29 protein-coding genes are annotated in these 25997 nt (G+C 65.5%); 8 read left to right on the top strand and 21 right to left on the bottom strand.

The window, feature by feature from the left end:
- Positions 1-8 precede the first annotated feature (8 nt).
- From GC148_RS10750 to GC148_RS10715, 8 genes are all read right to left on the bottom strand, one after another.
- Positions 9-332: a YbaB/EbfC family nucleoid-associated protein gene (locus GC148_RS10750; protein WP_291070750.1), complete on the bottom strand. Its 324-nt coding sequence runs from the start codon at positions 330-332 to the stop codon at positions 9-11.
- Positions 333-344: 12 nt separating this feature from the next.
- On the bottom strand, positions 345-2075 hold the full coding sequence (locus tag GC148_RS10745; RefSeq protein ID WP_291070749.1) for a DNA polymerase III subunit gamma/tau: 1731 nt from the start codon (positions 2073-2075) through the stop codon (positions 345-347).
- Positions 2076-2268: 193 nt separating this feature from the next.
- Positions 2269-2613 carry a hypothetical protein gene (locus GC148_RS10740; protein ID WP_291070748.1) on the bottom strand — a complete coding sequence of 115 codons (345 nt, stop codon included), beginning with the start codon at positions 2611-2613 and terminating at the stop codon, positions 2269-2271.
- A gap of 15 nt (positions 2614-2628) precedes the next feature.
- On the bottom strand, positions 2629-3243 hold the full coding sequence (locus GC148_RS10735) for a hypothetical protein (RefSeq protein ID WP_291070747.1): 615 nt from the start codon (positions 3241-3243) through the stop codon (positions 2629-2631).
- A gap of 214 nt (positions 3244-3457) precedes the next feature.
- A complete protein-coding gene (locus GC148_RS10730; protein ID WP_291070746.1) occupies positions 3458-4042 on the bottom strand; it encodes a hypothetical protein in 585 nt (194 codons plus the stop codon).
- On the bottom strand, positions 4039-5076 hold the full coding sequence (locus GC148_RS10725) for a ribonucleotide-diphosphate reductase subunit beta (protein ID WP_291070745.1): 1038 nt from the start codon (positions 5074-5076) through the stop codon (positions 4039-4041). Before GC148_RS10725 ends, GC148_RS10730 begins: the two co-directional genes overlap by 4 nt.
- Before the next feature lie 136 nt (positions 5077-5212).
- A complete protein-coding gene (locus tag GC148_RS10720; RefSeq protein WP_291070744.1) occupies positions 5213-6532 on the bottom strand; it encodes a hypothetical protein in 1320 nt (439 codons plus the stop codon).
- 189 nt (positions 6533-6721) lie between these two features.
- Positions 6722-7666 carry a peptidylprolyl isomerase gene (locus GC148_RS10715; protein ID WP_291070743.1) on the bottom strand — a complete coding sequence of 315 codons (945 nt, stop codon included), beginning with the start codon at positions 7664-7666 and terminating at the stop codon, positions 6722-6724.
- An 81-nt stretch (positions 7667-7747) separates the two neighbouring features.
- Here GC148_RS10715 and GC148_RS10710 point away from each other — a divergent pair, with 81 nt between their 5' ends.
- The gene (locus tag GC148_RS10710; RefSeq protein ID WP_291070742.1) at positions 7748-8245 is read left to right on the top strand and encodes a GFA family protein; all 498 of its coding nucleotides are present in this window, start codon (positions 7748-7750) and stop codon (positions 8243-8245) included.
- Here the strand turns inward: GC148_RS10710 and GC148_RS10705 are convergent.
- From GC148_RS10705 to GC148_RS10685, 5 genes are all read right to left on the bottom strand, one after another.
- Positions 8227-8604, bottom strand: coding sequence for a DUF4345 family protein (locus GC148_RS10705; protein ID WP_291070741.1), 378 nt, complete (start codon positions 8602-8604; stop codon positions 8227-8229). The genes GC148_RS10710 and GC148_RS10705 overlap by 19 nt on opposite strands.
- A gap of 84 nt (positions 8605-8688) precedes the next feature.
- Entirely contained in the window at positions 8689-9144 is a 456-nt protein-coding gene (locus GC148_RS10700) for an SRPBCC domain-containing protein (RefSeq protein ID WP_291070740.1), read from the bottom strand.
- Positions 9141-9476 carry a metalloregulator ArsR/SmtB family transcription factor gene (locus GC148_RS10695; protein WP_291070739.1) on the bottom strand — a complete coding sequence of 112 codons (336 nt, stop codon included), beginning with the start codon at positions 9474-9476 and terminating at the stop codon, positions 9141-9143. The genes GC148_RS10700 and GC148_RS10695 overlap by 4 nt, the downstream gene beginning before the upstream one ends.
- The gene (locus GC148_RS10690) at positions 9473-9946 is read right to left on the bottom strand and encodes a VOC family protein (RefSeq protein WP_291070738.1); all 474 of its coding nucleotides are present in this window, start codon (positions 9944-9946) and stop codon (positions 9473-9475) included. The genes GC148_RS10695 and GC148_RS10690 overlap by 4 nt, the downstream gene beginning before the upstream one ends.
- A 220-nt stretch (positions 9947-10166) precedes the next feature.
- Entirely contained in the window at positions 10167-10451 is a 285-nt protein-coding gene (locus tag GC148_RS10685) for a TM2 domain-containing protein (protein WP_291070737.1), read from the bottom strand.
- A 146-nt stretch (positions 10452-10597) separates the two neighbouring features.
- On the opposite strand from GC148_RS10685, the gene GC148_RS10680 reads away from it, so the two are divergent.
- Together GC148_RS10680 and GC148_RS10675 are read left to right on the top strand one after the other, a co-directional pair.
- Positions 10598-10987 (top strand): DUF1330 domain-containing protein, encoded by a 390-nt coding sequence (locus GC148_RS10680; RefSeq protein ID WP_291070736.1) that lies wholly within the window; start codon positions 10598-10600, stop codon positions 10985-10987.
- A gap of 43 nt (positions 10988-11030) precedes the next feature.
- Positions 11031-11888: a 50S ribosomal protein L11 methyltransferase gene (locus tag GC148_RS10675; protein WP_291070735.1), complete on the top strand. Its 858-nt coding sequence runs from the start codon at positions 11031-11033 to the stop codon at positions 11886-11888.
- Positions 11889-11891: 3 nt separating this feature from the next.
- On the opposite strand, the gene GC148_RS10670 is transcribed toward GC148_RS10675, so the two are convergent.
- Positions 11892-12071 carry a hypothetical protein gene (locus GC148_RS10670; protein ID WP_291070734.1) on the bottom strand — a complete coding sequence of 60 codons (180 nt, stop codon included), beginning with the start codon at positions 12069-12071 and terminating at the stop codon, positions 11892-11894.
- A 166-nt stretch (positions 12072-12237) separates the two neighbouring features.
- Here GC148_RS10670 and GC148_RS10665 point away from each other — a divergent pair, with 166 nt between their 5' ends.
- Positions 12238-14049 (top strand): aminopeptidase P family protein, encoded by a 1812-nt coding sequence (locus tag GC148_RS10665; RefSeq protein WP_291070733.1) that lies wholly within the window; start codon positions 12238-12240, stop codon positions 14047-14049.
- On the opposite strand, the gene GC148_RS10660 is transcribed toward GC148_RS10665, so the two are convergent.
- Positions 14046-14207 (bottom strand): hypothetical protein, encoded by a 162-nt coding sequence (locus tag GC148_RS10660; protein ID WP_291070732.1) that lies wholly within the window; start codon positions 14205-14207, stop codon positions 14046-14048. The genes GC148_RS10665 and GC148_RS10660 overlap by 4 nt on opposite strands.
- Positions 14208-14225: 18 nt before the next feature.
- On the opposite strand from GC148_RS10660, the gene GC148_RS10655 reads away from it, so the two are divergent.
- Both GC148_RS10655 and GC148_RS10650 read left to right on the top strand, forming a co-directional pair.
- Positions 14226-15053 carry a hypothetical protein gene (locus GC148_RS10655; RefSeq protein ID WP_291070731.1) on the top strand — a complete coding sequence of 276 codons (828 nt, stop codon included), beginning with the start codon at positions 14226-14228 and terminating at the stop codon, positions 15051-15053.
- Positions 15050-15961 carry a hypothetical protein gene (locus GC148_RS10650; RefSeq protein WP_291070730.1) on the top strand — a complete coding sequence of 304 codons (912 nt, stop codon included), beginning with the start codon at positions 15050-15052 and terminating at the stop codon, positions 15959-15961. The genes GC148_RS10655 and GC148_RS10650 overlap by 4 nt, the downstream gene beginning before the upstream one ends.
- Before the next feature lie 18 nt (positions 15962-15979).
- Here the strand turns inward: GC148_RS10650 and GC148_RS10645 are convergent, their stop codons facing one another.
- The 3 genes from GC148_RS10645 to GC148_RS10635 are packed head-to-tail and all read right to left on the bottom strand — an operon-like array spanning position 15980 to position 18577.
- On the bottom strand, positions 15980-16759 hold the full coding sequence (locus tag GC148_RS10645) for an SDR family NAD(P)-dependent oxidoreductase (RefSeq protein ID WP_291070729.1): 780 nt from the start codon (positions 16757-16759) through the stop codon (positions 15980-15982).
- Entirely contained in the window at positions 16756-17871 is a 1116-nt protein-coding gene (locus GC148_RS10640; protein ID WP_291070728.1) for an alpha-L-fucosidase, read from the bottom strand. Before GC148_RS10640 ends, GC148_RS10645 begins: the two co-directional genes overlap by 4 nt.
- Positions 17864-18577, bottom strand: coding sequence for a DUF2459 domain-containing protein (locus GC148_RS10635; RefSeq protein ID WP_291070727.1), 714 nt, complete (start codon positions 18575-18577; stop codon positions 17864-17866). The genes GC148_RS10640 and GC148_RS10635 overlap by 8 nt, the downstream gene beginning before the upstream one ends.
- Before the next feature lie 123 nt (positions 18578-18700).
- On the opposite strand from GC148_RS10635, the gene GC148_RS10630 reads away from it, so the two are divergent.
- Positions 18701-20386: a DNA repair protein RecN gene (locus GC148_RS10630; protein WP_291070726.1), complete on the top strand. Its 1686-nt coding sequence runs from the start codon at positions 18701-18703 to the stop codon at positions 20384-20386.
- Entirely contained in the window at positions 20383-22488 is a 2106-nt protein-coding gene (gene ligA / locus GC148_RS10625) for an NAD-dependent DNA ligase LigA (protein ID WP_291070725.1), read from the top strand. Before GC148_RS10630 ends, ligA begins: the two co-directional genes overlap by 4 nt.
- 11 nt (positions 22489-22499) lie before the next feature.
- Here ligA and GC148_RS10620 read toward each other — a convergent pair whose 3' ends face one another.
- The 3 genes from GC148_RS10620 to ftsZ form a co-directional block, all read right to left on the bottom strand.
- Positions 22500-23333, bottom strand: a complete 834-nt coding sequence (locus GC148_RS10620; protein ID WP_291070724.1) for an outer membrane protein assembly factor BamD — start codon at positions 23331-23333, stop codon at positions 22500-22502.
- A gap of 117 nt (positions 23334-23450) precedes the next feature.
- Complete coding sequence (lpxC, locus tag GC148_RS10615; RefSeq protein ID WP_291070723.1) at positions 23451-24362, bottom strand: UDP-3-O-acyl-N-acetylglucosamine deacetylase; 912 nt, start codon at positions 24360-24362, stop codon at positions 23451-23453.
- Between the two features lie 180 nt (positions 24363-24542).
- Positions 24543-25985 carry a cell division protein FtsZ gene (gene ftsZ / locus GC148_RS10610; RefSeq protein ID WP_291070722.1) on the bottom strand — a complete coding sequence of 481 codons (1443 nt, stop codon included), beginning with the start codon at positions 25983-25985 and terminating at the stop codon, positions 24543-24545.
- Between the last annotated feature and the right edge of the window lie 12 nt (positions 25986-25997).

Raw genomic sequence — 25997 nt, 5'->3', positions numbered from 1 at the left:
GCTGCGGGTCAGAACGGAAGCTTGAAGCCCGGCAGCAGGCCGCCCATGCCGGAGGTGGCGGCGCGCATGGCGTCTTCCATCGCCTGGTCCAGCCGGCGGCGGGCATCGGCGTGCGCGGCCTTGATCAGGTCCTCGACGATTTCGGGATCATCGCCCATCAGGCTCTTGTCGATGGTCACCGAAACGAGTTCGCCCTTGCCTTTCAGCTTGACCCGGACAAGGCCGGCCCCGGCCACACCGTCGGCCTCCGTGGCCTCGATCTTGGCCTGCACTTCGGCCATCTTGGTCTGCATGGCCTGGGCCTGCTGCATGATCTGGGCGAGGTCTTTCATCTGGTCACTCCGTCAGGCCGGTCTGCGGCGGGCATTGAGATCGATCACATTGTCGCCTTCAGGCGGCTTTTCAAGCGGCGGGGGCTCTTCGGTCACATCCAGGATCACCGCGCCGGGCATCGCCTTCAGCGTGGCGGCGACCCAGTCGTGGCGCTCGGCTTCGGCGATTCGTTCGGCCTTCTCTCGGCGCTCGCGCTCGCGCAGGGATTCGGCATCGGTCTCCGATTCCTCGATCACCCAGTCGATATCGGTTTCGGCGTCGAGGAACGCTTTCAGCCGCCCGGCCAGGCCCTGCGGGGCGCCGGGCGCGAGGGAATAGCTGAGTTGGCCTTCCGATACGGAGGCAAAGCGGATGAACCGTTCGGTATCGACCTGCAGGCCCACTTCGCGGGCCCGTGTCATGGCGGCGACGATATCGGCAAAGCTGGACACCCCGCCGGGCGCGCTCGGCGGAGCCTCAAGGGGCGCGGCGGCCTTTCCCGGCGGCGCTGCACCTTCCGCGATCATCCGGGCGGCTTCCTCCGGGGACGGAAGACTGGAGGCGGCGGCGAGCCGCAGGATCACCATGTTGAGCGCCGTCGCCGGATCGGGCGCAACCTGAAGGTCGCCGTATCCGGACAACAGCAATTGCCAGGTGCGCGCAGCCTGCGCCGCAGTCAGGCGCTGGGCGAGGGCGCGCGTGCGGTTGGCCCAATCAGCGGGGCCAGCCGCGGCCCAGTCATCGCCGGTCGCCTGCGCCACCGAAACATCGGCGGCGATATCCATCAGGTCCTTCAGCAGAACGGCCGGATCGGCGCCTGCAGCGACCTGATCCTTCATTTCTGCCAGCGCGCCCCTGCCATCAGCGGCGATGGCCTTTTCGAACACGTCATAGAGCCGTGCGCGGTCACCGAGACCCAGCATGTCGCGAACGGCCGCGCCCGAGACTTCGCCGCCCGGGGTCTGCACGATGGCCTGGTCGAGCAGGGAGAGCGCATCGCGCACCGAGCCTTCGGCCGCGCGGGCGACCAGCGCGAGGGCCTCCTCGGAGACCTTCGCTTTCTCGTTCTTCGCCACCCGGCCGAGATGTTCGGCAAGCACCGGCGTGTCGAGGCGTTTGAGATCGAACCGCTGACAGCGCGAGAGCACGGTGACCGGCACCTTGCGGATCTCGGTTGTGGCGAAAATGAACTTCAGGTGCGGCGGCGGCTCTTCCAAAGTCTTCAGAAGGGCGTTGAAGCTGGCATTCGAAAGCATGTGCACTTCGTCGATGATATAGACCTTGTAGCGCGCCGAAACCGGTCCGTACCGGGACGACTCGAGCAGGTCGCGCATATCGGCCACGCCGGTGCGCGAGGCCGCGTCGAGCTCCAGCACATCCGGATGCCGGCTGGCCATGATCGCCTCGCAGTGGACGCCGGGCGGGTCGAGATGGATCGACGGGCCGCCGGCCTCGCCTTTGCCCTTCTTGCCCTTTGCGCCATCCTTCGGCTCGAAGTTCAGCGCGCGGGCCAGAAGGCGCGCGGTGGTCGTCTTGCCGACGCCGCGCACGCCAGTCAGCATGAAACCGTGGGCGATGCGGCCGGTTTCGAAGGCGTTTGAAAGCGTGCGGACCATGGCCTCCTGGCCGATCAGGTCCTCGAAGCGGCGCGGACGGTATTTGCGGGCAAGCACTTCATAGGCGCCGGCGCGGGCATGCGCCTCATCCCCGCCGAACAGGGCGCCGGTGGCGTCATCGCCGGTGGAGGAATCGTCTGCGCCCATGATGGGCCCGACATTAGCCGGGCAGGGCCGGGCGCGCAAACGGGGAGTCAGTCCGCCGGAATCTTCCATCGTTGGGGCCGATGCGGTTGCTCATGGTTGCCGCATCGGCGCGCGTATCAAGCTGGCCGCAACTGCTTCGGTGTCTTCGTTGGCCGCCGGAGTGTCACTGCCGGGCGGAGTCCAGTGAGACGGCCTATTTCCAGTGGCCGGGCTGGCGGTACCAGCCCTTTTTGGTCTTTACCCACTGGTCCGGCACCCATTGCGCGCCAGCGCGCGGCGGGTTGTTGTCCCAGCGCCCATCGACCCAGACGAAGTCTACGCCCGTCCAGTTCCAGTAGCCGGAGATCCAGACCGACACTGAACTCGGCCGCGGCGGGATGATCACCGTGCGCGGCGTCGGTGGCGTGGTCATGACATAGACGACGCCCGACGGTGGCGGTCCATAATGACGGTAGGGGACGCCATAAACGGCGCAGGCCGTCACGGTCGCCAGTGCCAGCGCCGCAGCGCCTGCCAGGAATGCGGAATTGCGGGTCATGCTTTCCTCCCTCGGCTACATGCCGCGATTGTGTTGCTGCAGTTCGGCCCAGGTGAGCTGACCGTCGTCATTGGTGTCGGCTTCGAGCCAGGCGTGCTCACCGAAACGCATGTATTCCTCGCGGCTGACGATACGGTCGCCGTTGCCGTCCATGATGCGAAAGCGCTCGGTCTTGCGCAGGTTCGCCTGCTCACGCATCAGTGCCTGGCGTTGCAGGTTGGCATTGCTGTAAGGCCCTGCGCCGAAACGGGCGGCATGGTATTCCTCAAGGCTGAGGCCGTTGCCGTCCGCATCCATGTTCCCGAACATGTCCTTGTGCCAGTCCTCGAATTCGACGCGGTTGATCTGGCGGTCGCCGTCGCGGTCGAAGGCGCGGATGCGGTCTTTGGTGCCGAGGAAAAGCCGGTCCTGGTCCAGATCGCGAATCTGATCGCGGTCGCGGTCCTGCAACTGGTCGCGGCCGGAGGCAGGATCCTTCACGCGCAACTGGTCGCGATCCTGAGCGCCGGACTGGCTTCCCATTCCGCCACCAGCACCTTGCCCGGCGCCGCCTTGCGCGACAGCCTGACCCGACATGATCACAGCACCCGCAATGGCGGCCGCAACGGCGAGGGTTTTCAGTTCGAGCATCGCGTTCATCTCCTTCGTTGAACGTGCCGTCGCGCTCCGGCGCCGCAGCTACATCCCCCTTCAGGCAGAAAGGCCTCTCTGGCCCGTCTGACAGCCCACCGACTACCTATTCCCCATCAGATTGTATTTCACTCCGTACCTGTACCTAGGTACGGACGACGTGGCTTCGGCGGCGATGGTGGTGTGGGCAACCGGCAGACGGCGGACCCCGGGGTCAGCGGTCGAGAGTGCGCGCCTCATCCGGCAGAGCGAGCCCGCCTTGTTGCAGCGCGCGGGCGAGATGTTCGACGGCGTCGGCAAAGGTGACCGCGCGGGTGCGGAAGTCAAAGCCGATGGCCGGGCAATGCGCTGTCAGGCTGCAGTCTGGATCGAACGTCCAGCCGAGATGCAGGTCCTGCAGGCTCCCGGGCACGGCCAGCCGGACGGTTGCATACACGTGATCGGCAAACGGGCCGGTGGCTTCGCCGGGCGGCGGTCCCGGCGGCGGGCCGATGGGGGGTAGGTTGCGTGGCCATTGCCAGATGTCCGGCACAGGCGCCGCCGCGGGCGGCGGGGGCAGGGGCGCAGATGGCGGCGGCGCTGGCCAGGGCGTCTCCTGGGTCATCCAGTAGACGTCCTGCCGGGCGATGGCGCTTTCAAGATGAGGCCGGGCGAGATCGGCCGGCGCGCCGCCGGCGCCATTTGCCGCTGTTTCGGCCCGCAGCGTTTCGAACAGCGCGGCGCGGGCAACCGGGTCGGCGGCATCGATTTCGGACAGCCGCCGGATCACCCAGCCGAGGATGTCGGCGCGAAGGCTCACTCCGCCGGGACGGAGTCGCTCTCGGCCTTGCGGCGGGCATCGAAGCGTCCCCAGACGCCATCTTCGCCGTGCCAGTCACCCTTGGTGGCGCCCTTGGAGTATTCCGTGGCGCGCTGCTCGAAGAAGTTGGCATGCTCAACCCCATTGAGGATCTCGGTCAGCCAGGGCAGCGGGTGTTTGGCGATGCCGTAGAGCGGCTCCAGCTTCAGCTGGCCGAGCCGCCAGTCGGCGATGTAGCGGATGTAGTTCTTGATGTCGGCCGGCGTCATGCCCTCGACAGGGCCCATTTCGAAGGCGAGGTCGATGAACTTGTCTTCCAGCGCGATCACCGTACGGCAGCATTCGCGGATCTTTTCGCGCAGTTCATCGGTCATCACGCCGGTTTCCGCACAGAAGGCGTGGAACAGCTTGATCATGCCTTCGCAGTGCAGCGACTCGTCGCGGATCGACCAGGTGACGATCTGGCCCATGCCCTTCATCTTGTTGAAGCGCGGGAAGTTCATCAGCATGGCGAAGGACGCGAACAGCTGCAGACCTTCCGTGAACGCACCAAACACGGCCATCGAGACGGCGATATCTTCATTCGTTTCGCAGCCGAACTGGCCGAGATAGTCGTGCTTGGCCGCCATCTCCTTGTATTCCATGAAGGCGGAGAATTCGGAATCCGGCATACCGATGGTTTCCAGCAGCAGGGCATAGGCCGCGATATGGATCGTCTCCATGTTGGAGAAGGACGACAGCATCATCGACACTTCCACCGGTTTGAAGAGCGGCATGTAGTTTGTCATGTAGTTGGCGCCGACTTCGACATCCGATTGGGTGAAGAAGCGGAAGATCTGGGTCAGGAGGTTGCGTTCCTGGTCGGACAGCTTGACCGCCCAGTCCTTGCAATCCTCGCCGAGGGGCACTTCCTCGGGCATCCAGTGGACCTGTTGCTGCTTCTTCCAGAACTCGTACGCCCACGGATAGCGGAACGGCTTGTAGGCGTGGCTCGGGGTGAGCAGGCCGGGCAGTTCTGTCATTCCGTCAGCCATGGGAGTCTCCTTGGGCAATCGTCTTTGGCGGCATCAAACACCATATATAGTGCTTAAAATTCGTTAACGCCGCAAGATGTGCACATGGACGCACCCCTTGAATTGCACAAGAAGCGCGCGCCTGTGGAGAGTGGGCTCAGCTCTTCGGTGTGCTGCCCGGGCCGCGTGGGACGCCGGCGGGCTTGAGGCCCAGGCGGTGGAGGGCGGCCTGGCAGAGTTCGAGGTCGACCTGGGTCCAGGCGAGGAAGGCGACGCGCTCGATCTTGGTATCGGCCGAGTGCAGCAGGTACTGGTGGGCCGCATGGATGAGGCCCTGCACGCGTTCGTGGGGCGACTCGCCTGGCGAGCGGGCGCCGAAGAGCGGGATCAGCACCGAGCGCAGCGCGGACTTGGCGTTCATCTTGGCGCCGAAGCGGGCATTGTACTGGTCGACGGCCGCGAGCGCGTTGGTGACGCATTTGCGGTAGGCGCCGATCAGCTGGTAGCCGCGCCCCGGCTCGCCCTGATGGGCGGCGACGTGGACCAGCAGCTTCACCTTGTTGGTCTTGCCGAGGGCGCCGGCGCGGGTGAGCATCGTCGTGGCTGGCTCGATGCCGGTGCGGTGATTGGCGCCGACCTGGCTGCGCAGAAGGCGGGTGATCGCATCGTCGCGGACAAAGCCGTGCCGGTCGCGGCGCGAGCCGAGATAGCGGATCGTCGCGGAGACTGAAGAATCGTGCAGGCGCGCCAGTTCCATGCGCGTGTTCTCGGGGTTCACCCAGACATCAATGTCGTCGATGTCTGCAATATCGCCGGTGACGATCTCGATCTGGCGGGCGGCCTTCGGGCCGGTCATGCCGGCGAGGCCGAGCTTGTAGATATGGTAGCGCCGCTCGGGCAGGGGACGGTCCGGCAGGCGGATATTGATGCCGGGGATGAGCGAATGAACAATCGAGTCGGTCGCCCGGTTGTCGAGGCTGTTCTTGATATGCGTGCGCAGCAGGGCGCGGCAATCGGCCAGGATCTGGGCCCGGGCGGGGGCGCCTTCGGGCGGGAGTTCATAGTCGAGCGCGCGCACGCCGGTGATATTGAAATCCTCGCCGGTGCCCGAATGGCACATGACCACCGTGCCGGCCCGGCGGGCGGCCTGGCGGATGCCGAGCTCGAAGAAAATGTCCGGCGAGCCGAGCGAGATGTCGGCGATCACGACATCGGAGTCGATGATGTTCTCGACCATCTCACGGTGGATGAGGCCGGAGCGGCTGACCCGGTCGGAGCGGATGCAGTCGAGGTCGAGGTCCTCGGCGACGGGCTGGATGATCTCGTTGAACACGGCGTCGAAATCGATGGACGGGCCCTCGCCGGCGGCAGGCGCCGCATACGGAAGGATCACGAAACAGCGCCGCCCGGTTTGGCGCGCCTCGAATTCTGCGGGTTTCTCCGCAACCTGTGCCTTGCCTTCAAACGCCATTGTCACTGCCCCATCGCCTTCCGCCTCGCCGCGATTTCACGAAACTATGGCGCCCCGGAACTGGCAAGACAGCCGCGGGACCGATTCGGCGCGGCTGCGGACCGGCGCGCGCTAGAGCCCTGAATCCTGTAGGGAATGGTGCAGATTATAAATGCGTAAGGTAGCGCAGCGGGTCGGGGTGATCCCCGGGCCCGCCTAGTCTTCGCCCACCTTCCGGGCCGGGACCGGCAGGGTGCAGATGTCGAGCATGTTGATCGGGGGCGCGACGAAGGCGTCGATGCCGGAATAGTCGCGCTTCGACTTTTTCAGGGCGTCCCAGTTGGCCGAGGCGGTGTTCATCACTTCATAGACGGGGCGTTCGGCCTCGGGCAGGTCGGCGGCCATGCGGGCCGAGTAGATCATGTTGTATTCGAGCATCGAGCGGCGGTACTGGCTCATCTGGTAAGCGAGGGGACCGTCCTCGCCATAGAGGGCCTCGGCCTCTTCTTCCGTGAACGGATCGACGCGGGGCAGGCGATCGATATTGTCCATGCCGGCGATGACGCGGCCGAAGATCGTGTAATTGCGATCGAGATAGCGGCGCGGCTGGAGGGGGAAGAAGATTTCCGCATTGCCGGTGTCCGGCGCCGTGTCGCGGGCCATGCCGAGGGCGCCGGGGCAATTGAGCAGCCATTCCTGGCCGCCCTCGCGGCCGACGGCAAAGCCCGACCGGTGGCCGACTTCGGGTGCAAAGAGATCGGCATTGCCGTGCGGCGTGAAACCGTCTGCACTGACCGCGCGCTCGGCCTCGAGCGGCAACAATGGCACGTCCTTCAGTTCGGGCTCGAACTCCTTGCCGGCCTGGGCGACGTGGCCCTGGATGACACGGTAGAAGAACTCCATGTCGTAGAAGCCTTCTCGGACCAGCGCGCGGATCTGCGCGGCATGCGCGGGCGCGGCCTCGGGAAAGAGTTCGACCGCGACCATGCCGGTCGGCAACTCGATCAGCAGCAGGTTTTCCGGATCAACCGGGCGCCAGGCGGGCACATCGGCTGCGGGCGCGGCCGGTTCGGCCGGTGCAGCAGGCGCCTCGGCGAGGGAGGCGGGGACGCTGGAACAGGCAGCGAGGGCGAAGACGGCGAGGAGCAAGGCGCGGGTCATGAGGCGAGTGTTCTCCGGCCTGAGGGCGGCGTCAATGGCGGACTGATTGCCCTGGCGGAGGCGCGGGCCTAGGCTGGCGCCATGAGACGCCAGGTTTTCGTTCGCCCGCCCCTGCCGGAACTGCCAATGGAAGGCGGATGCCATTGCGGCGCCGTGCGCTACACGGTGACCGGCCGGCCCAAAGCGGTGAACGCCTGCCACTGCGACGATTGCAAACGCCTGTCGGGCGCCACGTTCGGCCTTTACCTGCATGTCGCGGCGGAAGACCTGAAACGCGGCGACAGCGCGCGCGATACGTTCGTGCGCACCGGCGGCAGCGGCAACCCGATCCGCATCGAGCGCTGCGCCGCCTGCGGGACGCGGATGTGGCACCTGCCCGACGCGGCGCCGGACCTGGTGATCCTGTGCGCTGGGACGCTGGACAACCCGGACTGGGCGATCCCGACCTCGCATATCTTCATCGAGCACGCAGCTCTGGACGCCGTTGCCGCAGATGACGCGTTGGCGGTGGAAGGCTTCAAGACGACCCGGCCCGAATTGTGGGCGCGGTTCGACGAGATCTACTTGCCCGGCAAGTAGCGCAGGCCCAGGCTGAGCAGGGCCACGCAGACGAGCTCGATCACGATCGCCTGGGCGATGCCCTCGGGTGCGCCAACCAGGGCGATACCCAGGAAACGGCCGAGCACCGCGAACCCGTAAAGGGCGAGCGGGGCGAGTAGCCAGTCACGCTTGCCGCGGAACAGCGCCGCGATGCAGGCGATGGCGCTAACAAGGAAGAAGGCGCCGACATCGGCGCGGATCGTGTTGAGGCCGAGAGGCGCGTCGGTTATGATCCCAAGTGCGACGGCCACTCGGGTGGGCGAGCTGATCGCCATCACGGCCATGAGGCTGGAGAAAATGCCCACAAGGCCGACACCGATACGCGCAATCCAGATCATGTTCGCCGCTCCGTTCTTTGTGGCAGTGTGGGTGCCAGAAGCGGGGGCAGGTGGCAATCTCTGCCTTTGGGGCAGGGCCGGGCGTCAGAGCGTGCGGGCGAAAGCGGCAAGGCTGGCGCGCCAGAGGTTTGCAAGGTGCATCTGCGTGGCCTGGAGCGGGAAGCCGTGGCGGGCGACATGGTCCTGCGGGATTGTGTCCCAGCCGCGATGGGTGACCGTGATGCGCGTGTCGGAGCCAGCGGCTTCGAAGGTGACTTCGACGGTGGTAACCTGGTCCGGCGCGAAACTGGCCTGGCGCCAGGTGAAGGCGAGACGCTCGCCGCGCTGCCAGGCGGTGACCTTGCCGATCTCGAACACCTTGCCGTTGGGTAGGGTGGTGATGAGGCGGGCGCCGCCTTCGAAGCTGAGCGTGCCATCGCCGCGCGGGGTCAGCTGGAACAGCGCGCCCGGTTGCCACCATTGGCCGATTTCATCCGTAAACGCATCAAAGGCGTCTTCCGGCGAGGCCGGCACGCGCAGGGCAACAAGGACGGCGCTCACTTGCGCTTCTTTTCCATGTGGGACTGGAAGGCGGTGAGCTGCGCGGCCCACAGCGCCTCGGTTTCGGTGAGCCAGAGCTTCAGATCGGCCATCGCGCCCTCCTTCAGCGTGTAGATTCGCACGCGGGCATCAAACTCCGGATGGGTTTCCTCGACGAGGCCGCCCCGCTTTAGGATGCGCAGGTGGCGGCTCATCGCGGGGGCGGGCAGGCCGAGGGCATCGGCCAGTTCGCCCGCGCGGCGAGGCGCGCGCCCGAGGAGCTCAACGGCGCGGCGCCGGTCCGGATCGGCCAGCGCGGTGAAGACGGCGTCGAGCCGGGCGGTCGTGCTCACAGGCGTGTCTGTGTACGGAGCGTCCCGCCGGAGGCCTGGTCCCATTCGGCGGGCGTCATCTCGTTGACGGTGACGGCGAAGGTCCAGATATGGCCTTCGGGGTCGCGGGCGCGGTAGGTGCGGTCGCCATAGAACTGGGTGTCGGGTTCCTGCAGGATTTCGGCGCCGGCTTGGCGGGCGGCCTCGCAATGCGCATCGATGTCGTCGCCCCGGGCGAGCTGGATGTGAACCGACTGGGTGTTCTTGCCGTCAAGATTCTTGGGGCTCCTGTGGTTCTCGGACCATTCGGAGCCGACCATCACGAAACTCTCGCCGAACTTCATTTCCGAATGGGCAATGCGGTCATTCTCGTCGAGCAGGACCAGGACCGGCTCGAAGCCGAACGCGTCTTCCAGCCATTTGAAGGCGGCATTGGGGTCCACATAGCTGAGCGCGCTGGAGAGGCCTTTGGGGCGGTAGAAATCGGACATCGGATGATCCTTTCTTATAACAAGAATATTTATACGATTATGAAAATAATGAGTCAAGGATCTTCCGGCTGCTTAGCAGCCGGCCCTCACCCTGACCCGCCCCACTGTGTGGGGAGGAGACAGTCATGGATCGGGTAGAGCGATGTCTGCAGCAACGTGCACCGGTACCCTCCCCGGAACGGGGAGGCTTAGGGCGGGGCCGGTCCGGAAAGCGGAAAGATCAGTAAGCGTAGCGACGCAGGTCGCGGGCGTAGCGGCCGCGGGTCTCGTCCATCTTGTCGTTGATGATCGAGGGGATCAGGAAGATGTCCAGGATCCACCAGACGAAGCCGATGAGCATGAAATAGCTGAGGATCTGCAGGATCGCCGTAACCGGTTTGCCGAGATAGAAGCGGTGGGCCGAGATGAAACCGAGGAAGAACCACAGGAAATAGGCCGCGCCCGCGCTCTTGCGCTCGTTGGCAACGCGGCTTTCGATCAGGATCATGTCTTCGGTCGTGTACATGGCGGTCCCGGGCGGGCTCCTCTTCTTATCGATAAACAGATAATCTTTTTCCGTCCCGGATTAAAGGGGTAGACCGCAAAAAAGCGGTCCGGCTTGCCGTGGAGCGGGGTTTGGGTTCTGTTGGGCGAGGCTCAGGGGAGGGATGCATGAGGGGATTTGCAGGCAGTCTGGCGGGCGCGGCGGTCTTCGGGCTGGCGGCCTGTGCGAGCGCGCCGGCACCTTCGCCGGAGGTGGCCGCGACGCCGAAGGGCTATGTATTCGTCGAGATCGATGTCACGAACCCGGAAGCCTATGAGGGCTACAAGGCCGCGGCGGCGCCTTTGGTGGCGGCGGCCGGTGGGCGGTATCTCGTTCGCGGCGGCAAGACCGAGGCGCGCGAAGGCGTGCCGCCGGCGGGGCGCGTGGTCATCCTGGAATATCCGAGCTTCGAGGCGGCCAAGGCATTCCTCGAATCCCCGGAATACACCGCGATCGTCCATCTGCGGACGGACAATACGGTTTCCCGCCTGATGATCGTTGAGGGCACGCCGCCCTGAGACGGCTTTCCAAGCCTCCGGCGGCCTGCTAACGCCACCGCCCATGTACCAGATCACTGCCAGAGGCCCGCGCGGGCCGGTTGAACTCGCCTGGGACGCCCTTGCCTGGGTGGACCCGTCGCCTGCGGGCGCCGTCGATTGCAAAGAAGATGCCCGGGGCGCCTGGCGCCTGGATGCCTTCTGCGAAACGATGGAAGAGGCCGAGGAATGCGTCGCCATCATCACCGAGGCGGCGCCGGACCTGAACCCGCGGATCGAGGAGATCGTCGAGCGCGACTGGGTGACCCTGTCGCTGGAAGGCCTGCCGCCGGTGAATGCCGGACGGTTCGTGGTGGTGGGCAGCCATGCGCTGGCTGCGACCTCGCCGGGCAAGACGGCCGTGCTGATCGAGGCCGGGCCCGCCTTCGGGACGGGGCATCACGGCACGACGCTCGGCTGCCTGCTGGCGCTGGAAGAGGTGCGCCGCCGCCGCAAGGTCGGCCGGGTGCTGGACCTCGGCACAGGCTCCGGCGTCCTCGCGATCGCGGCGCTCATGGTGGGCGCAGAACTCGCGACCGGTAGCGACATCGACCGGGACTCGGTGTTCGTGGCGCGCGAGAATGCGCGCAAGAACAAAGTGAGCCCGTTCTTCGTGCATCATGTGCGCGGCGCCAACACGCCGAACATGCGCCGGTTGGGCCCCTATGACACGGTGTTCGCCAACATTCTTATGAAGCCGCTGATCGGGCTTGCGCCCGAAATCCAGCGCCTGTCAGCTCCCGGCGCGACGATCATCCTTTCCGGCCTGCTGCACCATCAGGCACAGACGGTGCGCACGGCCTTCGAAGGGCATGGCATGCTGTTTCAGCGGCGCATCAAGCGCGACGGCTGGTCAACGCTGGTGTTCCAGAAAGCGCGCTGAGGCTCAGCGCGCGGCGCGGCGGGCCAGGCGGATGTTGCGGCGGGCGAGCAGATCGAGGCGTTCGAAGGCCAGCGGCGCAGCCGGTGCGGCGGCTGCGGCGTCCGAGTCCTTGATCGGGGCCGGGCGAAGGGCTTCCGCAGCCGGGATTTCAGCGGCGGGCTTGAAGTTGAAGTCGAATTTCATTGTCAGTTCCTTGTTAACCTTGAATTGTTGCGGTGCAACATTTGTTCGTGTGCGGCCTATATGGCCCGCGTAGGTAAACAATCCAGTATGGCAACAGGTGATTTGCGTTGAAAATTCGCATAGCTCGCTTGCTTTCCGGCGGCGAAGCAAAGCGCTAAGACGGGGCATGAGACAGACCTTCGACATCAAAGGTGGGCCGCAGGATGGCCGGGCCCACCTTCCGCTCCTCCGCCGCGAACTCGAAGCACAGGGGCTGGACGGCCTCTATGTGCCCCACGACGACGAGTACCAGAACGAATACCTTCCCGACGCCAATGAGCGCCTCGCCTGGGCCACCGGGTTCACCGGCTCGTTCGGATCGGCCTTCGTGTTAACGGACAAGGCCGTGCTGTTCGCCGACGGGCGCTACACCCTCCAGGCCGCCGATCAGACCGACCCGGCGCTGATCGAGGTGCAAGGCATTCCGGAGCCCGGCGCATTCGGCTGGCTGGCAATGCAATCGCTGACAGGAAAGAAGGTCGGCTACGATCCGCGCCTGATGAGCCCGAACGATGTGTCCGCATTGAGCGCGGCGGCGGCAAAAGCGGGCTGCGATCTGGTGGCTGTGACCGAGAACCCGATCGACAAAGCCTGGAAGAGTCGCCCGCCGCAGCCGATGGCGAAAGTGGTGGCGCAACCTGTGAAGCATGCCGGCGTGGCGCATACGGACAAGCTGGAAGCGGTGGGTGAACAGCTCGCGCGGGACGGGGCCGACGCGGCCGTTCTGACCTCGCCGGCGTCCCTCGCCTGGGCGTTCAACATCCGCGGCGGCGATGTCAGCTGCACGCCGCTGCCGCTGGGGCGCGCGATCCTGCGCGCGGATGGTTCAGCCGAACTCTTCATTGACGAAGGCAAGACGGATTCGGCGCTGCGCCGGCATCTGGGCAATACGGTCACGCTGCGGCCCTTGTCGAAGCTGGAAGAAGGCCTTGCCGCGCTTTCCGGCAAGACGGTCAGCCTCGATCCCGATGTGGCATCGGCCTGGTTCTTCGACAGGCTCACAGGGGCAGGGGCGACGATCCTGCGCCAGCGTGATCCGGTCGCGATGCCGCGCGCGTGCAAGAATGCGGCGGAAATCAAGGGCACGACGGCCGCGCATGTGCGCGACGGTGTGGCGCTGACGCGCTTCCTGCACTGGCTCGACACCGAAGCGCAGAGCGGCGACGTCTCCGAGATCGATACGGTGATGAAGCTGGAAGGTTTCCGCGAGGACCTGGGCAATCTGAACGACCTGTCCTTCCCGTCGATCTCCGGCGCAGGGCCGAACGGCGCGCTGCCGCACTACCGGGTGTCGACCGCGTCGAACCGCAAACTGGCGCGCGGCTCGCTTTATCTGATCGACAGCGGCGGGCAGTACCTGGACGGCACGACGGACGTGACGCGGACCGTGCCGATCGGTCAGCCCGCGGAAGACATGGTGAAGCACTACACGCTGGTGCTGAAGGGCCATATCGCGCTGGCGGCTGTCCGCTTCCCGGCGGGCACAACCGGCACGCACCTCGATGTGCTGGCGCGTCACGCACTCTGGCAGGCCGGGCTCGATTACCAGCATGGCACGGGCCATGGGGTGGGCGTCTATCTCGGTGTGCATGAAGGCCCGCACCGGATTGCCAAGCCGTGGAACGCGGTGCCCTTGCAGCCAGGCATGATCGTGTCGAACGAGCCGGGCTTCTACAAGGCCGGCGCCTACGGCATCCGGATCGAGAACCTGCAATATGTGACGCCTGCGGAGGATATTCCGGGTGGCGAGATTCCGATGCTGGGCTTCGAATGCCTGACCTTTGCGCCGCTCGCGCGCCGGCTGATCGACGTGAAGCTGCTGAGCAGGGACGAACGCAAGTGGGTCAATGATTACCACAAGCGCGTCTGGAAGCTGCTCAACCGGAAACTCGACGGCGAGGCGAAGGACTGGCTGAAGTCGGCAACGGCGCGGATCTAGGTCAGGCCGGGAAAGCCAGCCGCGCCAAACGCAAACCGGTCGCCCTCGTGGTCGAGCAGGCAGGCTGAGGCTTCGCTGCAACACCGCAACCAAAGTGCGCGCTGCTTTACGCGCTCTGTCTTGAAGTCGGTCTGAACCACGATAACGATTTTCTTCAAGCGGGGAGAATCGTCTAAATGAACAAATGTCTCGGGGCCGTGCTGGCGGTCCTGCTTACAGCTTGCGCAACGGCGCCGACGAATATTGCCTTCGATGCAGGTCCAGTTTCGGTCGCAGCAGCCGACATGGCGACCGCGCTCGATACCGGCAGCAAGGATGCAGTGCTGATTCTTGCCATCGGTCCGGTCGGAACCGGCGGCGGCTATGAGTTTCAGAGGCTAAACGCGGATCAGACGGATTTCGATGACGGTTCCGTGCTCCTCGGCTTCGGCGCCTGGGGCATCGGCGACAAGATGAAGCGCCCTGAGAACGAGAAGTCGAATCTTTGGGTGCTCAACGACGAAGTGAATTTCCTGATCAAGAAGGTGCCTTCGGGCACATATGCGGCGACAAATGTCAGCTGGAACACCTACAACGGATACGCCTCGGGTTCGGCCTGGTTCTGTCAGGAGAACGGCGCGCCAACATTCGAACTGGTGCCCGGCAAGATCAATCTTCTCTCGTCGCGCGACGCCGTTCCGCCCGGCGCTGTGACGCGGTTGTCGGAAAAGTTTTCCGAGGCCGATGTGCTCGCCCAGTTTGAACGCACACGGCAGAATTATCCCGAACTGAAGGGCGAGCCTGTGGTGGTCTACCCGACGCTTGAGACGCGCTGGACCGAAGGCAGCGCCGGCATCATGCGCGTCTGCGGCGTGGCAAAGAAAGGCACGTTTTCAGTCAGCCGGCTCCAACTTGAGAGGGGGACCGGCGAGCGAGATGCGGCAGACGATGCCGCGATCCAAGCCGCGCTCGAGAACATGCAGAGATTGAAACAAGACCCCGCAGCTGAAGGTGAAGTGCAATGATGCGCCAAAAAACAAAACGCTGGTCCGGCCTGGCGGCCGTCGCCCTGACGGCCATCTTGTCTGCTTGTGTCTCGCTAACGCCGGATTCTGTTTATCCTCTCGGGTCTAAATACGACGTCGACGCCGCGCTTCTGGTCGATCCGGCAGCGCCGCTCGAGACGACGATCCGAACCGCCAAGTCGGGCGATGTGATCCTGCAACAGAGCGTTCGCAATGCACGCGCGTACGTGCTGGAGAATACGGTTGTTGCCGACGGTGATGTCAGCCTCGCGGTGCAGGCGCGGACGGTCGATCTGCAGGCGGGGCTCAAGTTCTTCCCGGCGATCAATGTCGGCTCCGAGACGGCGCTGGTGATGTGTTCGTTCGATCGCCCGGCCGTATGGACGCCGCGTCTTAATCCTGGTGCAAAAGGCTCGGGCCGCGTCTGCTTCCGCATGGAAGACCTCGAGCCGCCTGTCGACCCTGCAACAGTATCCCTTGGTGATGGCATCCGCTCATCGTCTGTCTTCTTTTTCGTCTCTGACGGATTCGGATTGACGGAATCGACGACGGCGTATCGGATGATTGCGCGCTGGGACCCGCAACTGACCTACAAGGTGACCGAGCCGGCGCGTTTCCGTCCGCTTTCGGCTGAAGACGCAAATACTGACGGTGCGCCAAGCCTCGCGCTCCGGTTCGTCGTGACGGCAGAAGGCGCGCAGATCGAGCCGATTTATATTGCCGGCAACCAACCGATACCGCTCGAAGAAAAGCCCATCGCCATCAAAGCGGTCGACGTTTTCCCGAAGACGATCGAGTATGACGGGGCCACCATCGAACTGATGGCTCTGAAAGATGGCGTGCTGGCCTACCGGTTGCTGTCGGGATTCTCGACCGAGGGTGCGTTCCTCATGGACCTGCCGAGCTGACCGACCGCGCCCGGGGCTTCAGGTCAGGCCCAACGCCTTCAGGCTTGCGGCGACACCCTCCGTGCGCGGACGCATGTCGCTCTCGATATGGGCGTGCGTCGGGATGTAGAACAGGCCGAGGTCGAGGCCCTTGAGGGCGATCTCGGCGCAGCGTTCCGGCATGATCAGGCCGAGCTCCTTGGGTGCGGCGTCGAAATCCGGCACGCCGGCAGCCACCAGCGGTGTATAGACTGCGCCGGGCAGAAGGACGTGCAGGTCCATGATCGCGCCCGCCAGTTCCTCACGCAGCCATTCGGCGAGGATCAGCACGCCGTGCTTGGACGCGGCATAGGCACCTATGCGGCTGCGGCGTACGCCTGCCGGGAGGCTGAGCGCGTTTTCAGAACTGGTAATCATCAGGCGCCCGCGCTTGTTGGCGTTTGCAAGTCGCGCAGCATAGGCCTGCGCGATGCGGATCGGCGCCTGCATGTTGACGGCAAACAGGCGCTCCGTCGCCGCACCAAAGTCTTCTTTCAGGACAAGGTTGCGCACACCTGTGCCAGCATTGGCGCAGACAAGGTCGAGGCCGCCTTTCCAGGCCCAGGCCTCGTCGATGAGGGCGGCGGGCACGGCGGGATCAGACAGGTCGCCGGGAATGGCGAGACCGCCGAGACTGGCGGCAACCCTGCGGGCGAGGTCGGCCTGCCGGTCGGCGATGATGACCTGCGCGCCGCGCGCACGCAGCGCTTCGGCGATGGCCTTGCCGATGCCGGAGGCGCCGCCGGTGATGAGGGCGACGGTTCCCGTATGGTCGATCATTGGCGAAGCTCCTTTCCGAGGGCGCGCAGCGGGGCGGCTTGAACCTCCGGGATGGAGGCATCGGCCATCGGGCCGATATTGATAAGCAGATTGCCGCGCTTCGATGTGATGTCCTTGTACAGAGTGATCAGCTGATCAGCGTCCATATAGTCCTCCGGCAATTCATCCGAATTGTAGCCGAAGCCAAGGCCGAGGCCGCGGCAGGATTCCCATTTCTGCTCCTTGGGGATGGCGCCGAGGCCGAACTCGACACAGCGGAAATCGCCGAAGGGGGCGGGGGTTTCTTCCTGCTGGCCGCCGGCGGTACGCGCCTTGAGCATCGCGTTGAAGCTGGCGCGGGAGTCAGGGTCACGCAGGGAGTTGAAGAAGTCGGTGGCGGCGAGCCAGCGGTCATTGGTCACGCCGTCTGGCATGGCGGCGTAGTAATAGTCGTGCAGGGCGATGACGCCTTCGACGTCTGGCCAGCAGATGTCGTTCCAAAAGACCGAGGGTTTGTAGCGGTCGATCAGTTCCTTCGCTTGGGCGAGGGCGTAGGTGCGGTAATCCTCTTCAGTCGGCACGCAGGCGAACATGTCGCCGATATTGGCGATGGGTGTGTTGCGGAAGGTCCAGTCGAGACCGCCGGAATAGTAGACGCCGAAGCGCAGGCCGCGGGCGCGGACGGCGTCTGCAAGTTCGCCGACGAAGTCGCGCGACGTATTCCAGCCCGGGCGGTGGGGGTTCGGCACACCGGTGGGCCAGAGGCAGTATCCGTCATGATGCTTGGTGACGAAGACGACATATGTGGCGCCGGCTTCCACGAAGAAGTCTGCCCAGACGTTCGCATCGAAGGCCTCGGCGGCGCGGTCGAATTCGGGGCGGAAGTCTGTGAAGGGCTTGTCGCCATATAGGCGCTTGTGGCGTTCGCGCGTGGCGCTGCCCTCGACGCGCATGGCATTCTCATACCATTCCGAATAGGGCGTCAGCACGGCGCTCATGTCAAAATCATCGCCGACGAGTTCATGGATGGCGCGACCGCGCGGGGCCCAGGCGGGAATCGTGAAGATGCCCCAATGGATGAAGATGCCGAGCTGGGGCCGGGCATACCATTCGGGGCAGGGGCGGTCAGTCATCTTGTGGGGCTTCCTGGGCGAGGTTCAGCGGATGGGTCACGCTCCAGGCAAAGGGCGCGAAGACGGCGTGCGGCAGGCCGGCTTTGCCGAGGGCGCGGGCGGTCCACTGGTTGCAGGTGTTGAAGGGGCTGTAGCGTCCCTTGGCAGCGAGCAGGAGCTCACCGGGCACGTCCGTGTCGATCTCGATATACTTGCCTTCGTTGTCGCGCTTGAGGCTTGCGCGGATCTCGTCGATCAGGACGCGTTTCGTTTCCTGGCCGCCGGGGAGCGGCTTGCAGAGTTCACGGACATCGGAGCCGTAGACCGGGGCGATGCGCATGGCGACGGGGTTCATGCCGGCCAGTGCAGTGACGCCGCGCGAGAGGGTAAGGTCCTCAGGGTACAGAACTTTTGTGAAGAAGACCGAATCCCCCCAGCCGAACAGGAGGTAGGTGTCCCGGGGCAGGTAGTCGGGCAGGTAGCCGCGGAAATCCTTGCGCCAGTTGGCGATCTCGCCATCGAGCGGCAGGGCGAGGTCGGTGTGGAAGGCGGCTTCGCAGAGATAGGCGGGCGGCTTTCCGGGCGGCACATGCGCCATCTTGCCGGCGCTGGGCAGCATCCCCGACAGCCAGGCCGCGCCAAGATACCAAAAGCCGCAGACCAGCAGCGCCGCGAGGCTGAGCCCGCCCCAGAGCGCGGCTTTGATCAAGGCGGTGCGTGCGTTCAATCCGTCTCCCCTGGGGCCGCAGGCGGTGATCGCACAAGATGAAAGCAAGCCCGAAGCCGGCGCAAGTGCGATTCGGATGAGATTCCATTTGTTCCGCTTTTGTTCTTGTGGTACGAGCGGCCCATGATGCTCGCCTTGTCCATCCGTGATTTCGTGCTCATCTCCCGGCTCGACGTTTCGCCGGGGGAGGGCTTCACCGCCCTGACCGGGGAAACCGGCGCGGGTAAATCCATCATTCTAGATGCGCTGTCGCTGGCACTGGGCGGTGCGGCGGACCGGTCCGTGATCCGTCACGGAGCGGCGCAGGCAAGCGTCGCGGCGGAGTTTGCGCCGTCGCCGGGCCATCCGGTCTGGACGCTGCTGTCCGGGCACGGCGTTGAGGCCAGTCCGGGCGAGACGTTGACGCTGAAGCGGCTGGTGCGCGCCGAAGGCCCGGCGCGGGCGTTCATCAATGACCAGCCGGTGAGTGCGGCCTTGCTGGCGGAGGCCGGGGAGTTGCTGGTCGAAGTGCACGGCCAGCATGCGGCATCGAGCCTGCTGCGGCCGGCAGTGCATCGGCGCTTGCTGGACCAGTTTGCGGGAAACGAGGCGCTGCTGGCAGATTGCGCTGTGGCGCATGCCGCGCGCCTCGATGCGCGTGACGCGCGCGAAGCGATAGAGGCCGCGGCGAACGCGGCGGCCGAAGAGCGGGCCTGGTTGCAGGAGACGGTGGGTGAGCTGGCGAAGCTGGCGCCGCAGACCGGCGAGGCAACGCGGCTCGCCGAGACGCGCGCGCAGCTGATGCAGTCGGAACGTTTGCTGGAAGCCGTCGCCGAGGCAACGACCGCGTTGGAGGAGGCCGACGCCGAGGCGGCGTTGGCGAAGGCGTCACGAGCGGCGGAGCGGATCTGCCGGCTGCCGGGTTTTGATGGCGCGTCCGGTCCCTTGCCCGAGGCGGCGCGGGCCGCCTGCGAGGCCATCGAGCGGGCGATGATCGAGTTGCGCGAAGCAGAGACCGCGATTGCTGTTCTGGAGCGTCTGCCGATCGAGTCCGGTGATCTCGAAGGCGTCGAAGCGCGGCTGTTCGCCCTGCGCGCACTGGGACGGAAGCTGAACTGCGACGCGGACCTGCTGCCGGCCCGTTGGGAAGAGCTGGCCGCGCGGCTTGAACTCGCCGAAGCCGGCGAGGCAGGCCTCGGCGCGGCGCGCAAGGCAGAGCGAGCCGCAGAGGCCCGGTGGCATCGCGCGGCGCATGCCTTGAGCGAGGCGCGCCGGGCGGCGGCCTCGCGGCTGGAAACGGCGATTGCGACAGAGCTCGCGCCGTTGAAACTCGGCCGGGCAACGATCCGGGTCGCCTTTACACCGCTTGCAGCAGACGAAGCGGGCGCCTGCGGCGCCGAGCGTGCGGAGTTCGAAGCGGAGACGAATCCGGGTGCCGGTTTCGGCCCGCTGCGCAAGGTGGCCTCGGGCGGCGAACTGGCGCGCGTCTCCTTGGCGGTCAAATGCGCACTGGCCGAAGCAGGCAGCGCCGCCACCCTGATCTTCGACGAAGCCGACCAGGGCGTCGGCGGTGCGGTGGCGGCGGCCATCGGTGAGCGGTTCGTGCGGCTTTCGGGCACGCGCCAGGTGCTGGCGGTCACGCATAGTCCACAGGTTGCGGCAGCGGCGGACGCGCATTGGCTCGTCGAGAAAGCTGGCAAGGCTGGCGGGACGCGGCTGGCCACGCTAGATGCGGGAGCACGGCAGGAAGAAATTGCCCGCATGTTGTCCGGCGCCGAGATCACCGATGAGGCGCGGGCCGCCGCGGGGAGGTTGTTGGAGGATGCATGAACGGCGGAAAACCGGTCGGCGCGCTGACGGAGGCGGAAGCGGCAGCCGAGCTGGCGCGGCTGGCGCAGGAGATGGCGGAGGCGGACGCCGCCTATTACCAGAATGATGCGCCGGTCCTGACGGACGCTGCGTATGACGCCCTGCGCCTGCGCAATGCCGAAATCGAAGCGCGTTTCCCGCACCTCGTGCGTGAGGACAGTCCGGCCGAAAGGGTCGGGGCGGCGGCGGGTGACGGGTTTGCCAAGGCGCGCCACGGCGTGCCGATGCTGTCGCTGGAGAACGCGTTCGCGGATGAGGACGTGTCGGATTTCGTCGGCCGCATCCGGCGGTTCCTGGCGCTGGGCGATGACGTGGAACTGGCGATCACGGCCGAACCGAAGATCGACGGGCTGTCTCTGAGCCTCACGTATGAAAAAGGAAAGCTGGTTCGTGCGGCGACGCGCGGCGACGGGCAGACCGGCGAGGATGTTGCAGATAATGCACGTACACTGACGGATATTCCTGAACGGCTGGCTGGCAAGGGCTGGCCGGACTCCATTGAGGTCCGCGGTGAAATCTACATGGCGAAGGCGGACTTCGCGGCGTTGAATGCGCGCGAAGGAGAGGCGGGGCGCAAGACCTTTGCCAATCCGCGCAACGCAGCAGCTGGAAGCCTGCGCCAGCTGGATGTGGAGATCACGAAATCCCGTCCCTTGCGGTTCTTTGCCTATGCCTGGGGCGCGGCGAGCGGACCTTTCGCGGAAACCCAGTCCGGCGCTGTCGCAAAGCTGGCCGATTGGGGGTTCCAGGTCAACCCACTGATGATGCGTACCCTGACGGTTGAGGAGATCCTTGATTATTACCGCGATATCGAAGCCAAGCGTGCCGGCCTCGAGTACGATATCGACGGCGTGGTCTATAAGGTGGACCGGCTCGACTGGCAGCAGCGCCTCGGCTTTGTCAGCCGCGCGCCGCGCTGGGCGATCGCGCACAAGTTTCCAGCGGAAAAAGCCACGACGACCCTTCTCGGCATCGATATCCAGGTCGGCCGTACGGGATCGCTGACACCCGTGGCGCGGCTCGAGCCGGTTACGGTCGGCGGCGTGGTCGTGTCGAACGCGACCCTGCACAATGAAGACGAGATCGCGCGCCTCGGCGTGAAGCCGGGTGACACGGTCGAGATCCAGCGCGCCGGGGATGTCATTCCGCAGGTATTGCGCGTGGTGACGGCCGGGGAGGGGCCTGCTTGGGTGATGCCGACGGAATGCCCGGTCTGCGGTTCGGCCGCCGTGCGCGAAATGGATGAGGATGGCGAAAGCGATGTCCGCCGGCGCTGCACGGGCGGTCTGATCTGCCCGGCCCAGGCGGTCGAGCGGCTGAAACACTTCGTGTCACGCAAGGCACTCGATATCGATGGCCTGGGGGCGAAACAGATCGAGCTGTTCTTTGAAAAAGGCATCCTGCGCGCCCCGCAGGATATATTCCGCCTAAGGACGAATATGGAAGCGGCGGGCATTCCGCCGCTTGAGGATTGGGATGGCTTCGGCGCGGCGTCGGCGAAAAAGCTCTATGCATCGATCGATGCGCGCCGCAAGGTGCCATTTGCGCGGTTCCTCAATGGTCTCGGAATCCGTCATGTCGGGCAGACGACCTCCGGCCAGTTTGCGCGCAGTTTCCTCAGTTGGCAGAGCTTCTGGGATGCGGTGAAGCGCGCGGCCGAAGGCGGCCCGGACAGCGAGGGTTATCAGGAGCTGACCGGCATCGACGGTATCGGCGGCGCGGCGGCGAAGGCGCTGATCCAGTTCGAGTCCGAACCGCACAACCGGGGCATGCTGGAGGCCTTGCTTTCGGAAGTCGAAGTCGAGGATGAAGTGCCCGCCGCGACGGATAGCCCGGTGGCCGGCAAGACGGTCGTCTTCACCGGGACGCTGGAGCGGATGACGCGCGATGAAGCGAAGGCGAGAGCGACGGCGCTCGGCGCGAAGGTTGCCGGATCGGTCTCCGCGAAGACGGATATCCTGGTGGCGGGGCCCGGCGCCGGCTCGAAGCTTGCCAAGGCCGAGGGGCTTGGCGTGCGTACGATGACCGAAGCCGAGTGGCTTGAGCTGATTGGCGAGGCCTGAGGCCTGGCGGCTTACTTGCCGCCGGGAATGAGGCGCTGGATCAGGGTGCGGCGCTGCGATTCGCTCACCGCTTCAAGGTCCACGCCTTCATTTGTGAGCAGACGATAGCTCATCTTGTACCAGTCGCTGTCCGGATAGTTGTAGCCGAGCGTGGCGCCGGCCGCGAGCGCCTGGTCCTTGAGGCCGAGCGTCAGGTAGGCTTCGACGAGACGGTGCAGGGCCTCCGGCGCATGGCTGGTGGTCTGGTAGTTTTCGACGACGCTGCGGAAACGGTTCACGGCGGCCAGTGTCTGGTTCGAACGCAGGTACCAGCGCCCGACGGTCATTTCCTTGCCGGCCAGTTGGTCGTTGACCATGTCGAGCTTCACGCGGGCGTCCTTCGCGTATTCGCTTTCGGGGAAGCGGCGAACGATGTCGTTCAGCGCATCGCGGGCCTGTTCGGTCGTCGCCTGGTCGCGGCCGACATCCGTGATCTGGTCGAAATAGCAAAGCGCGGTCAGGTAATAGGCGTACTCAGCTTCGGAGCCACCAGGGTGGAGCGCGAGGTAGCGCTGCGTGGCGGCGATGGCGGTCGTGTAGTCGCGCGTCTTGTAGGACGCGTAGGCCGACATCACCATCGATTTGCGGGCCCATTCCGAATAGGGGTGCTGGCGCTCGACTTCGGAGAACAAGGCGATCGCGGCGGGATATTCGCGCGAATCGAGCCGGCTGGCGGCCTGGTTGTAGAGCTGCTCCACCGGGCGCTCGACATAAGCCAGTTCAGTCTTGCGCGCGGTCGACTGGCAGGCTCCGAGAGCGAGGGCGCAGACAGCGATGGCCAGGGGCAGGGAGGTGAGTCGGGACATGGGAGCGGCCTGTCTGTGCAACGGGATCGGAAGGACCCGTTTGCTTAGCGCGAATGCGGCGGGTTTTCCAAGGCCCGAATGGCAGGGTGGCTCCGCTGAAGACGCGCGGCGCAGGGATCAGACCGCCGCGCGGACGTCTTCCAGCACGGCGGATGTTCCGGCTTCTTCCCAGCACCAGGCCGACGGCGAGGCGAGCAAGGCACGCACAAGGCGGTTGTTCAGGCCGTGGCCGGGCTGGACCGCGTCATAATTGCCGGCAATCGGCGCACCGGCCAGCATCAGGTCGCCCACGGCATCGAGCATCTTGTGGCGCACGAATTCATCTTCGCTGCGCAGGCCTTCGGGGTTCATGATGCCGTCTTCGCCGATCACCACCGCATTCTCCAGCGAGCCACCGCGCGCGAGGCCCATGGAGCGCAGCATTTCGACGTCGCGGGCGAAGCCGTAGGTGCGGGCAAAGGCGAGGTCGCGGGCAAACATGCCCGGCGCGAGGCGCATGGCCATCTGCTGCACGCCGATATGGGCGTCGTCATATTCGATCCTGGCGCGCAGGGTCAGCACATCATGGTCCGACGGCGACAGCACGGCATGCTTGGGGCCGTCGCGCACCTCAATGGGCTCCAGGATGCGGATGCGGCGGCGGGGCGCGCCTTGGGTCTTCCGGCCGGCCATCATCATCAGCTCGTAGAAGACCGAGGATGAACCGTCCATGATCGGAACTTCAGGTCCGTCGATCTCGATCAACAGGTTGTCGAGGCCAAGGCCGGCAATCGCGGCCAGGAGGTGCTCCACGACAGCAACAGACACGCCATGCGCATTGCTCAGCGTCGTGCCGAGTTGGGTATCGGAAACGCACTCAGCATGGGCCTGGATCTCGCCGGTGCCGGCCGGAACATCAACGCGGACAAAGCGGACGCCCGAATTTACAGGGGCCGGCAGGATCGTCAGGCGTGCGCGGGCGCCGCTGTGCACGCCGACGCCGGCACAGCTCACCTTGCGCGCAATCGTCGTCTGCCGTTCAGCTGCCATGAGTTCAGTCCTCAGCCCGATCACAAAGTCTCGGGACTTACATGGCCTGCCCACCGGTCCCACTCAAAACACGCGATGTTTCGCCGTGTTACAGAATGGGAGCTTGGGTGCTTATAATATGTTGATTGTATTGTATTTTAATCTGCAGGAAATGTGTCGCCCAAGCGCCACACCTGCCGGTTAATGATTGGCCGAGCGGCGCAGGAAGGCCGGAATCTCCAGATCGGCATCATCGAAGGGAGCCGGCTCGGGGTGATCATCCGGCGAGGAGATGATCGGTGCGGCCGGCGCCGTGCCGCGCGGGGCCGGCGCGGTGTCGTTCTGGCCCTGCGGCGCCGGGCGGCGCCAGCCGAACAGGTTGGCGAAGCCGGAGGAGACCGGCGCGCCTTCACGCGCGGCGTCCGGGGCAGGGGCATCGGTGCGCTCGGTGAAGATGCCTGCCGTCGGCGCGGGCGCCGGCGTCGCGGCGGTGTGGCGCGGCGGGGTCACTACGCGGGGGCGCTCGTCGGCGTCGAAATCCTGCTCATAGGCTTCGCTGGCCACGGCTTCGTTAGCCATGTCCGCGGTTTCGTCTTCCTGCGCTTCCGCAGGCGCGGCCTCTTCGGCGGCGATTTCCTCGATCACAGGCTCGGCTTCGACCGGGCGCTGCACGATCGGTTGAGCAGCCGGCAGGCGGCGGGCAGCGGCGTCGAGCCCGGCCGCCACGACCGAGACGCGGATTCGGCCTTCCAGTTCGGGATCGAACGCGGAGCCGAGGATGATGTTGGCATTGGCATCGACTTCGCGGCGGATTTCGTTGGCCGCCTCGTCCAGCTCGAACAGGGTCATGTCATAGCCGCCGGTGATGTTCACCAGCACGCCGCGTGCGCCCTTGATGGTGATGTCGTCCAGCAGCGGATTGTCGATGGCGCGGCGGGCGGCTTCGAGCGCGCGGCCTTCGCCGGTTGCCTCGCCCATGCCCATCAGGGCCGTGCCCATGCCGCGCATAATCGCGCTGACGTCGGCAAAGTCCAGGTTGATCAGGCCGGGCATCACGATCAGGTCGGTGATGCCGCGCACGCCGGAATAGAGCACATCGTCGGCCATGCGGAAGGCTTCGGCGAAGGTCGTCTTGTCATTGGCAATGCGGAACAGGTTCTGGTTCGGCACCACGATCATGGTGTCGACATGGCTGCGGATCTTCGCAAGGCCGTCTTCGGCGAGGCGCATGCGGTGCGCGCCTTCGAAGCCGAATGGCTTGGTGATCACGGCAATTGTCAGGATGCCCATTTCCTGCGCGGCGCGTGCGATGATCGGCGCTGCGCCCGTGCCCGTGCCGCCGCCCATGCCGGCTGCGATGAACACCATGTGGGCGCCTTCCAGACAGGCACGGATCTCGTCGATGGACTCTTCGGCGGCCTTGGCGCCGATTTCCGGACGCGCGCCGGCGCCGAGGCCGGATGTCGTACCGGCGCCGAGCTGGAGGCGGTTCTCGGCGCGCGAACGCGAGAGGGCCTGAGCATCGGTATTGGCGACGATGAATTCGACGCCCTGGAGGTTTGCCTCAATCATGTTGTTGATGGCATTGCCGCCCGCACCGCCCACGCCGAAGACAAGAATTCGCGGTTTAAGTTCCTGGGTCATGGCGCGCCTCTT

Source organism: Hyphomonas sp., assembly GCF_016125515.1.
In the GTDB taxonomy this organism is placed as follows: domain Bacteria; phylum Pseudomonadota; class Alphaproteobacteria; order Caulobacterales; family Hyphomonadaceae; genus Hyphomonas.
This window is presented reverse-complemented; position numbering and strand designations above follow the sequence as displayed.

What these genes read in the sequence shown, in the direction of transcription:
- GC148_RS10750 (WP_291070750.1), bottom strand. Translation starts at nt 332, where the DNA reads ATGAAAGACCTCGCCCAGATCATGCAGCAGGCCCAGGCCATGCAGACC.
- GC148_RS10745 (WP_291070749.1), bottom strand. Translation starts at nt 2,075, where the DNA reads ATGGGCGCAGACGATTCCTCCACCGGCGATGACGCCACCGGCGCCCTG.
- GC148_RS10740 (WP_291070748.1), bottom strand. Translation starts at nt 2,613, where the DNA reads ATGACCCGCAATTCCGCATTCCTGGCAGGCGCTGCGGCGCTGGCACTG.
- GC148_RS10735 (WP_291070747.1), bottom strand. Translation starts at nt 3,243, where the DNA reads ATGCTCGAACTGAAAACCCTCGCCGTTGCGGCCGCCATTGCGGGTGCT.
- GC148_RS10725 (WP_291070745.1), bottom strand. Translation starts at nt 5,076, where the DNA reads ATGGCTGACGGAATGACAGAACTGCCCGGCCTGCTCACCCCGAGCCAC.
- GC148_RS10715 (WP_291070743.1), bottom strand. Translation starts at nt 7,666, where the DNA reads ATGACCCGCGCCTTGCTCCTCGCCGTCTTCGCCCTCGCTGCCTGTTCC.
- GC148_RS10710 (WP_291070742.1), top strand. Translation starts at nt 7,748, where the DNA reads ATGAGACGCCAGGTTTTCGTTCGCCCGCCCCTGCCGGAACTGCCAATG.
- GC148_RS10705 (WP_291070741.1), bottom strand. Translation starts at nt 8,604, where the DNA reads ATGATCTGGATTGCGCGTATCGGTGTCGGCCTTGTGGGCATTTTCTCC.
- GC148_RS10690 (WP_291070738.1), bottom strand. Translation starts at nt 9,946, where the DNA reads ATGTCCGATTTCTACCGCCCCAAAGGCCTCTCCAGCGCGCTCAGCTAT.
- GC148_RS10685 (WP_291070737.1), bottom strand. Translation starts at nt 10,451, where the DNA reads ATGTACACGACCGAAGACATGATCCTGATCGAAAGCCGCGTTGCCAAC.
- GC148_RS10680 (WP_291070736.1), top strand. Translation starts at nt 10,598, where the DNA reads ATGAGGGGATTTGCAGGCAGTCTGGCGGGCGCGGCGGTCTTCGGGCTG.
- GC148_RS10675 (WP_291070735.1), top strand. Translation starts at nt 11,031, where the DNA reads ATGTACCAGATCACTGCCAGAGGCCCGCGCGGGCCGGTTGAACTCGCC.
- GC148_RS10670 (WP_291070734.1), bottom strand. Translation starts at nt 12,071, where the DNA reads ATGAAATTCGACTTCAACTTCAAGCCCGCCGCTGAAATCCCGGCTGCG.
- GC148_RS10665 (WP_291070733.1), top strand. Translation starts at nt 12,238, where the DNA reads ATGAGACAGACCTTCGACATCAAAGGTGGGCCGCAGGATGGCCGGGCC.
- GC148_RS10655 (WP_291070731.1), top strand. Translation starts at nt 14,226, where the DNA reads ATGAACAAATGTCTCGGGGCCGTGCTGGCGGTCCTGCTTACAGCTTGC.
- GC148_RS10650 (WP_291070730.1), top strand. Translation starts at nt 15,050, where the DNA reads ATGATGCGCCAAAAAACAAAACGCTGGTCCGGCCTGGCGGCCGTCGCC.
- GC148_RS10645 (WP_291070729.1), bottom strand. Translation starts at nt 16,759, where the DNA reads ATGATCGACCATACGGGAACCGTCGCCCTCATCACCGGCGGCGCCTCC.
- GC148_RS10640 (WP_291070728.1), bottom strand. Translation starts at nt 17,871, where the DNA reads ATGACTGACCGCCCCTGCCCCGAATGGTATGCCCGGCCCCAGCTCGGC.
- GC148_RS10630 (WP_291070726.1), top strand. Translation starts at nt 18,701, where the DNA reads ATGATGCTCGCCTTGTCCATCCGTGATTTCGTGCTCATCTCCCGGCTC.
- ligA (WP_291070725.1), top strand. Translation starts at nt 20,383, where the DNA reads ATGAACGGCGGAAAACCGGTCGGCGCGCTGACGGAGGCGGAAGCGGCA.
- GC148_RS10620 (WP_291070724.1), bottom strand. Translation starts at nt 23,333, where the DNA reads ATGTCCCGACTCACCTCCCTGCCCCTGGCCATCGCTGTCTGCGCCCTC.
- lpxC (WP_291070723.1), bottom strand. Translation starts at nt 24,362, where the DNA reads ATGGCAGCTGAACGGCAGACGACGATTGCGCGCAAGGTGAGCTGTGCC.
- ftsZ (WP_291070722.1), bottom strand. Translation starts at nt 25,985, where the DNA reads ATGACCCAGGAACTTAAACCGCGAATTCTTGTCTTCGGCGTGGGCGGT.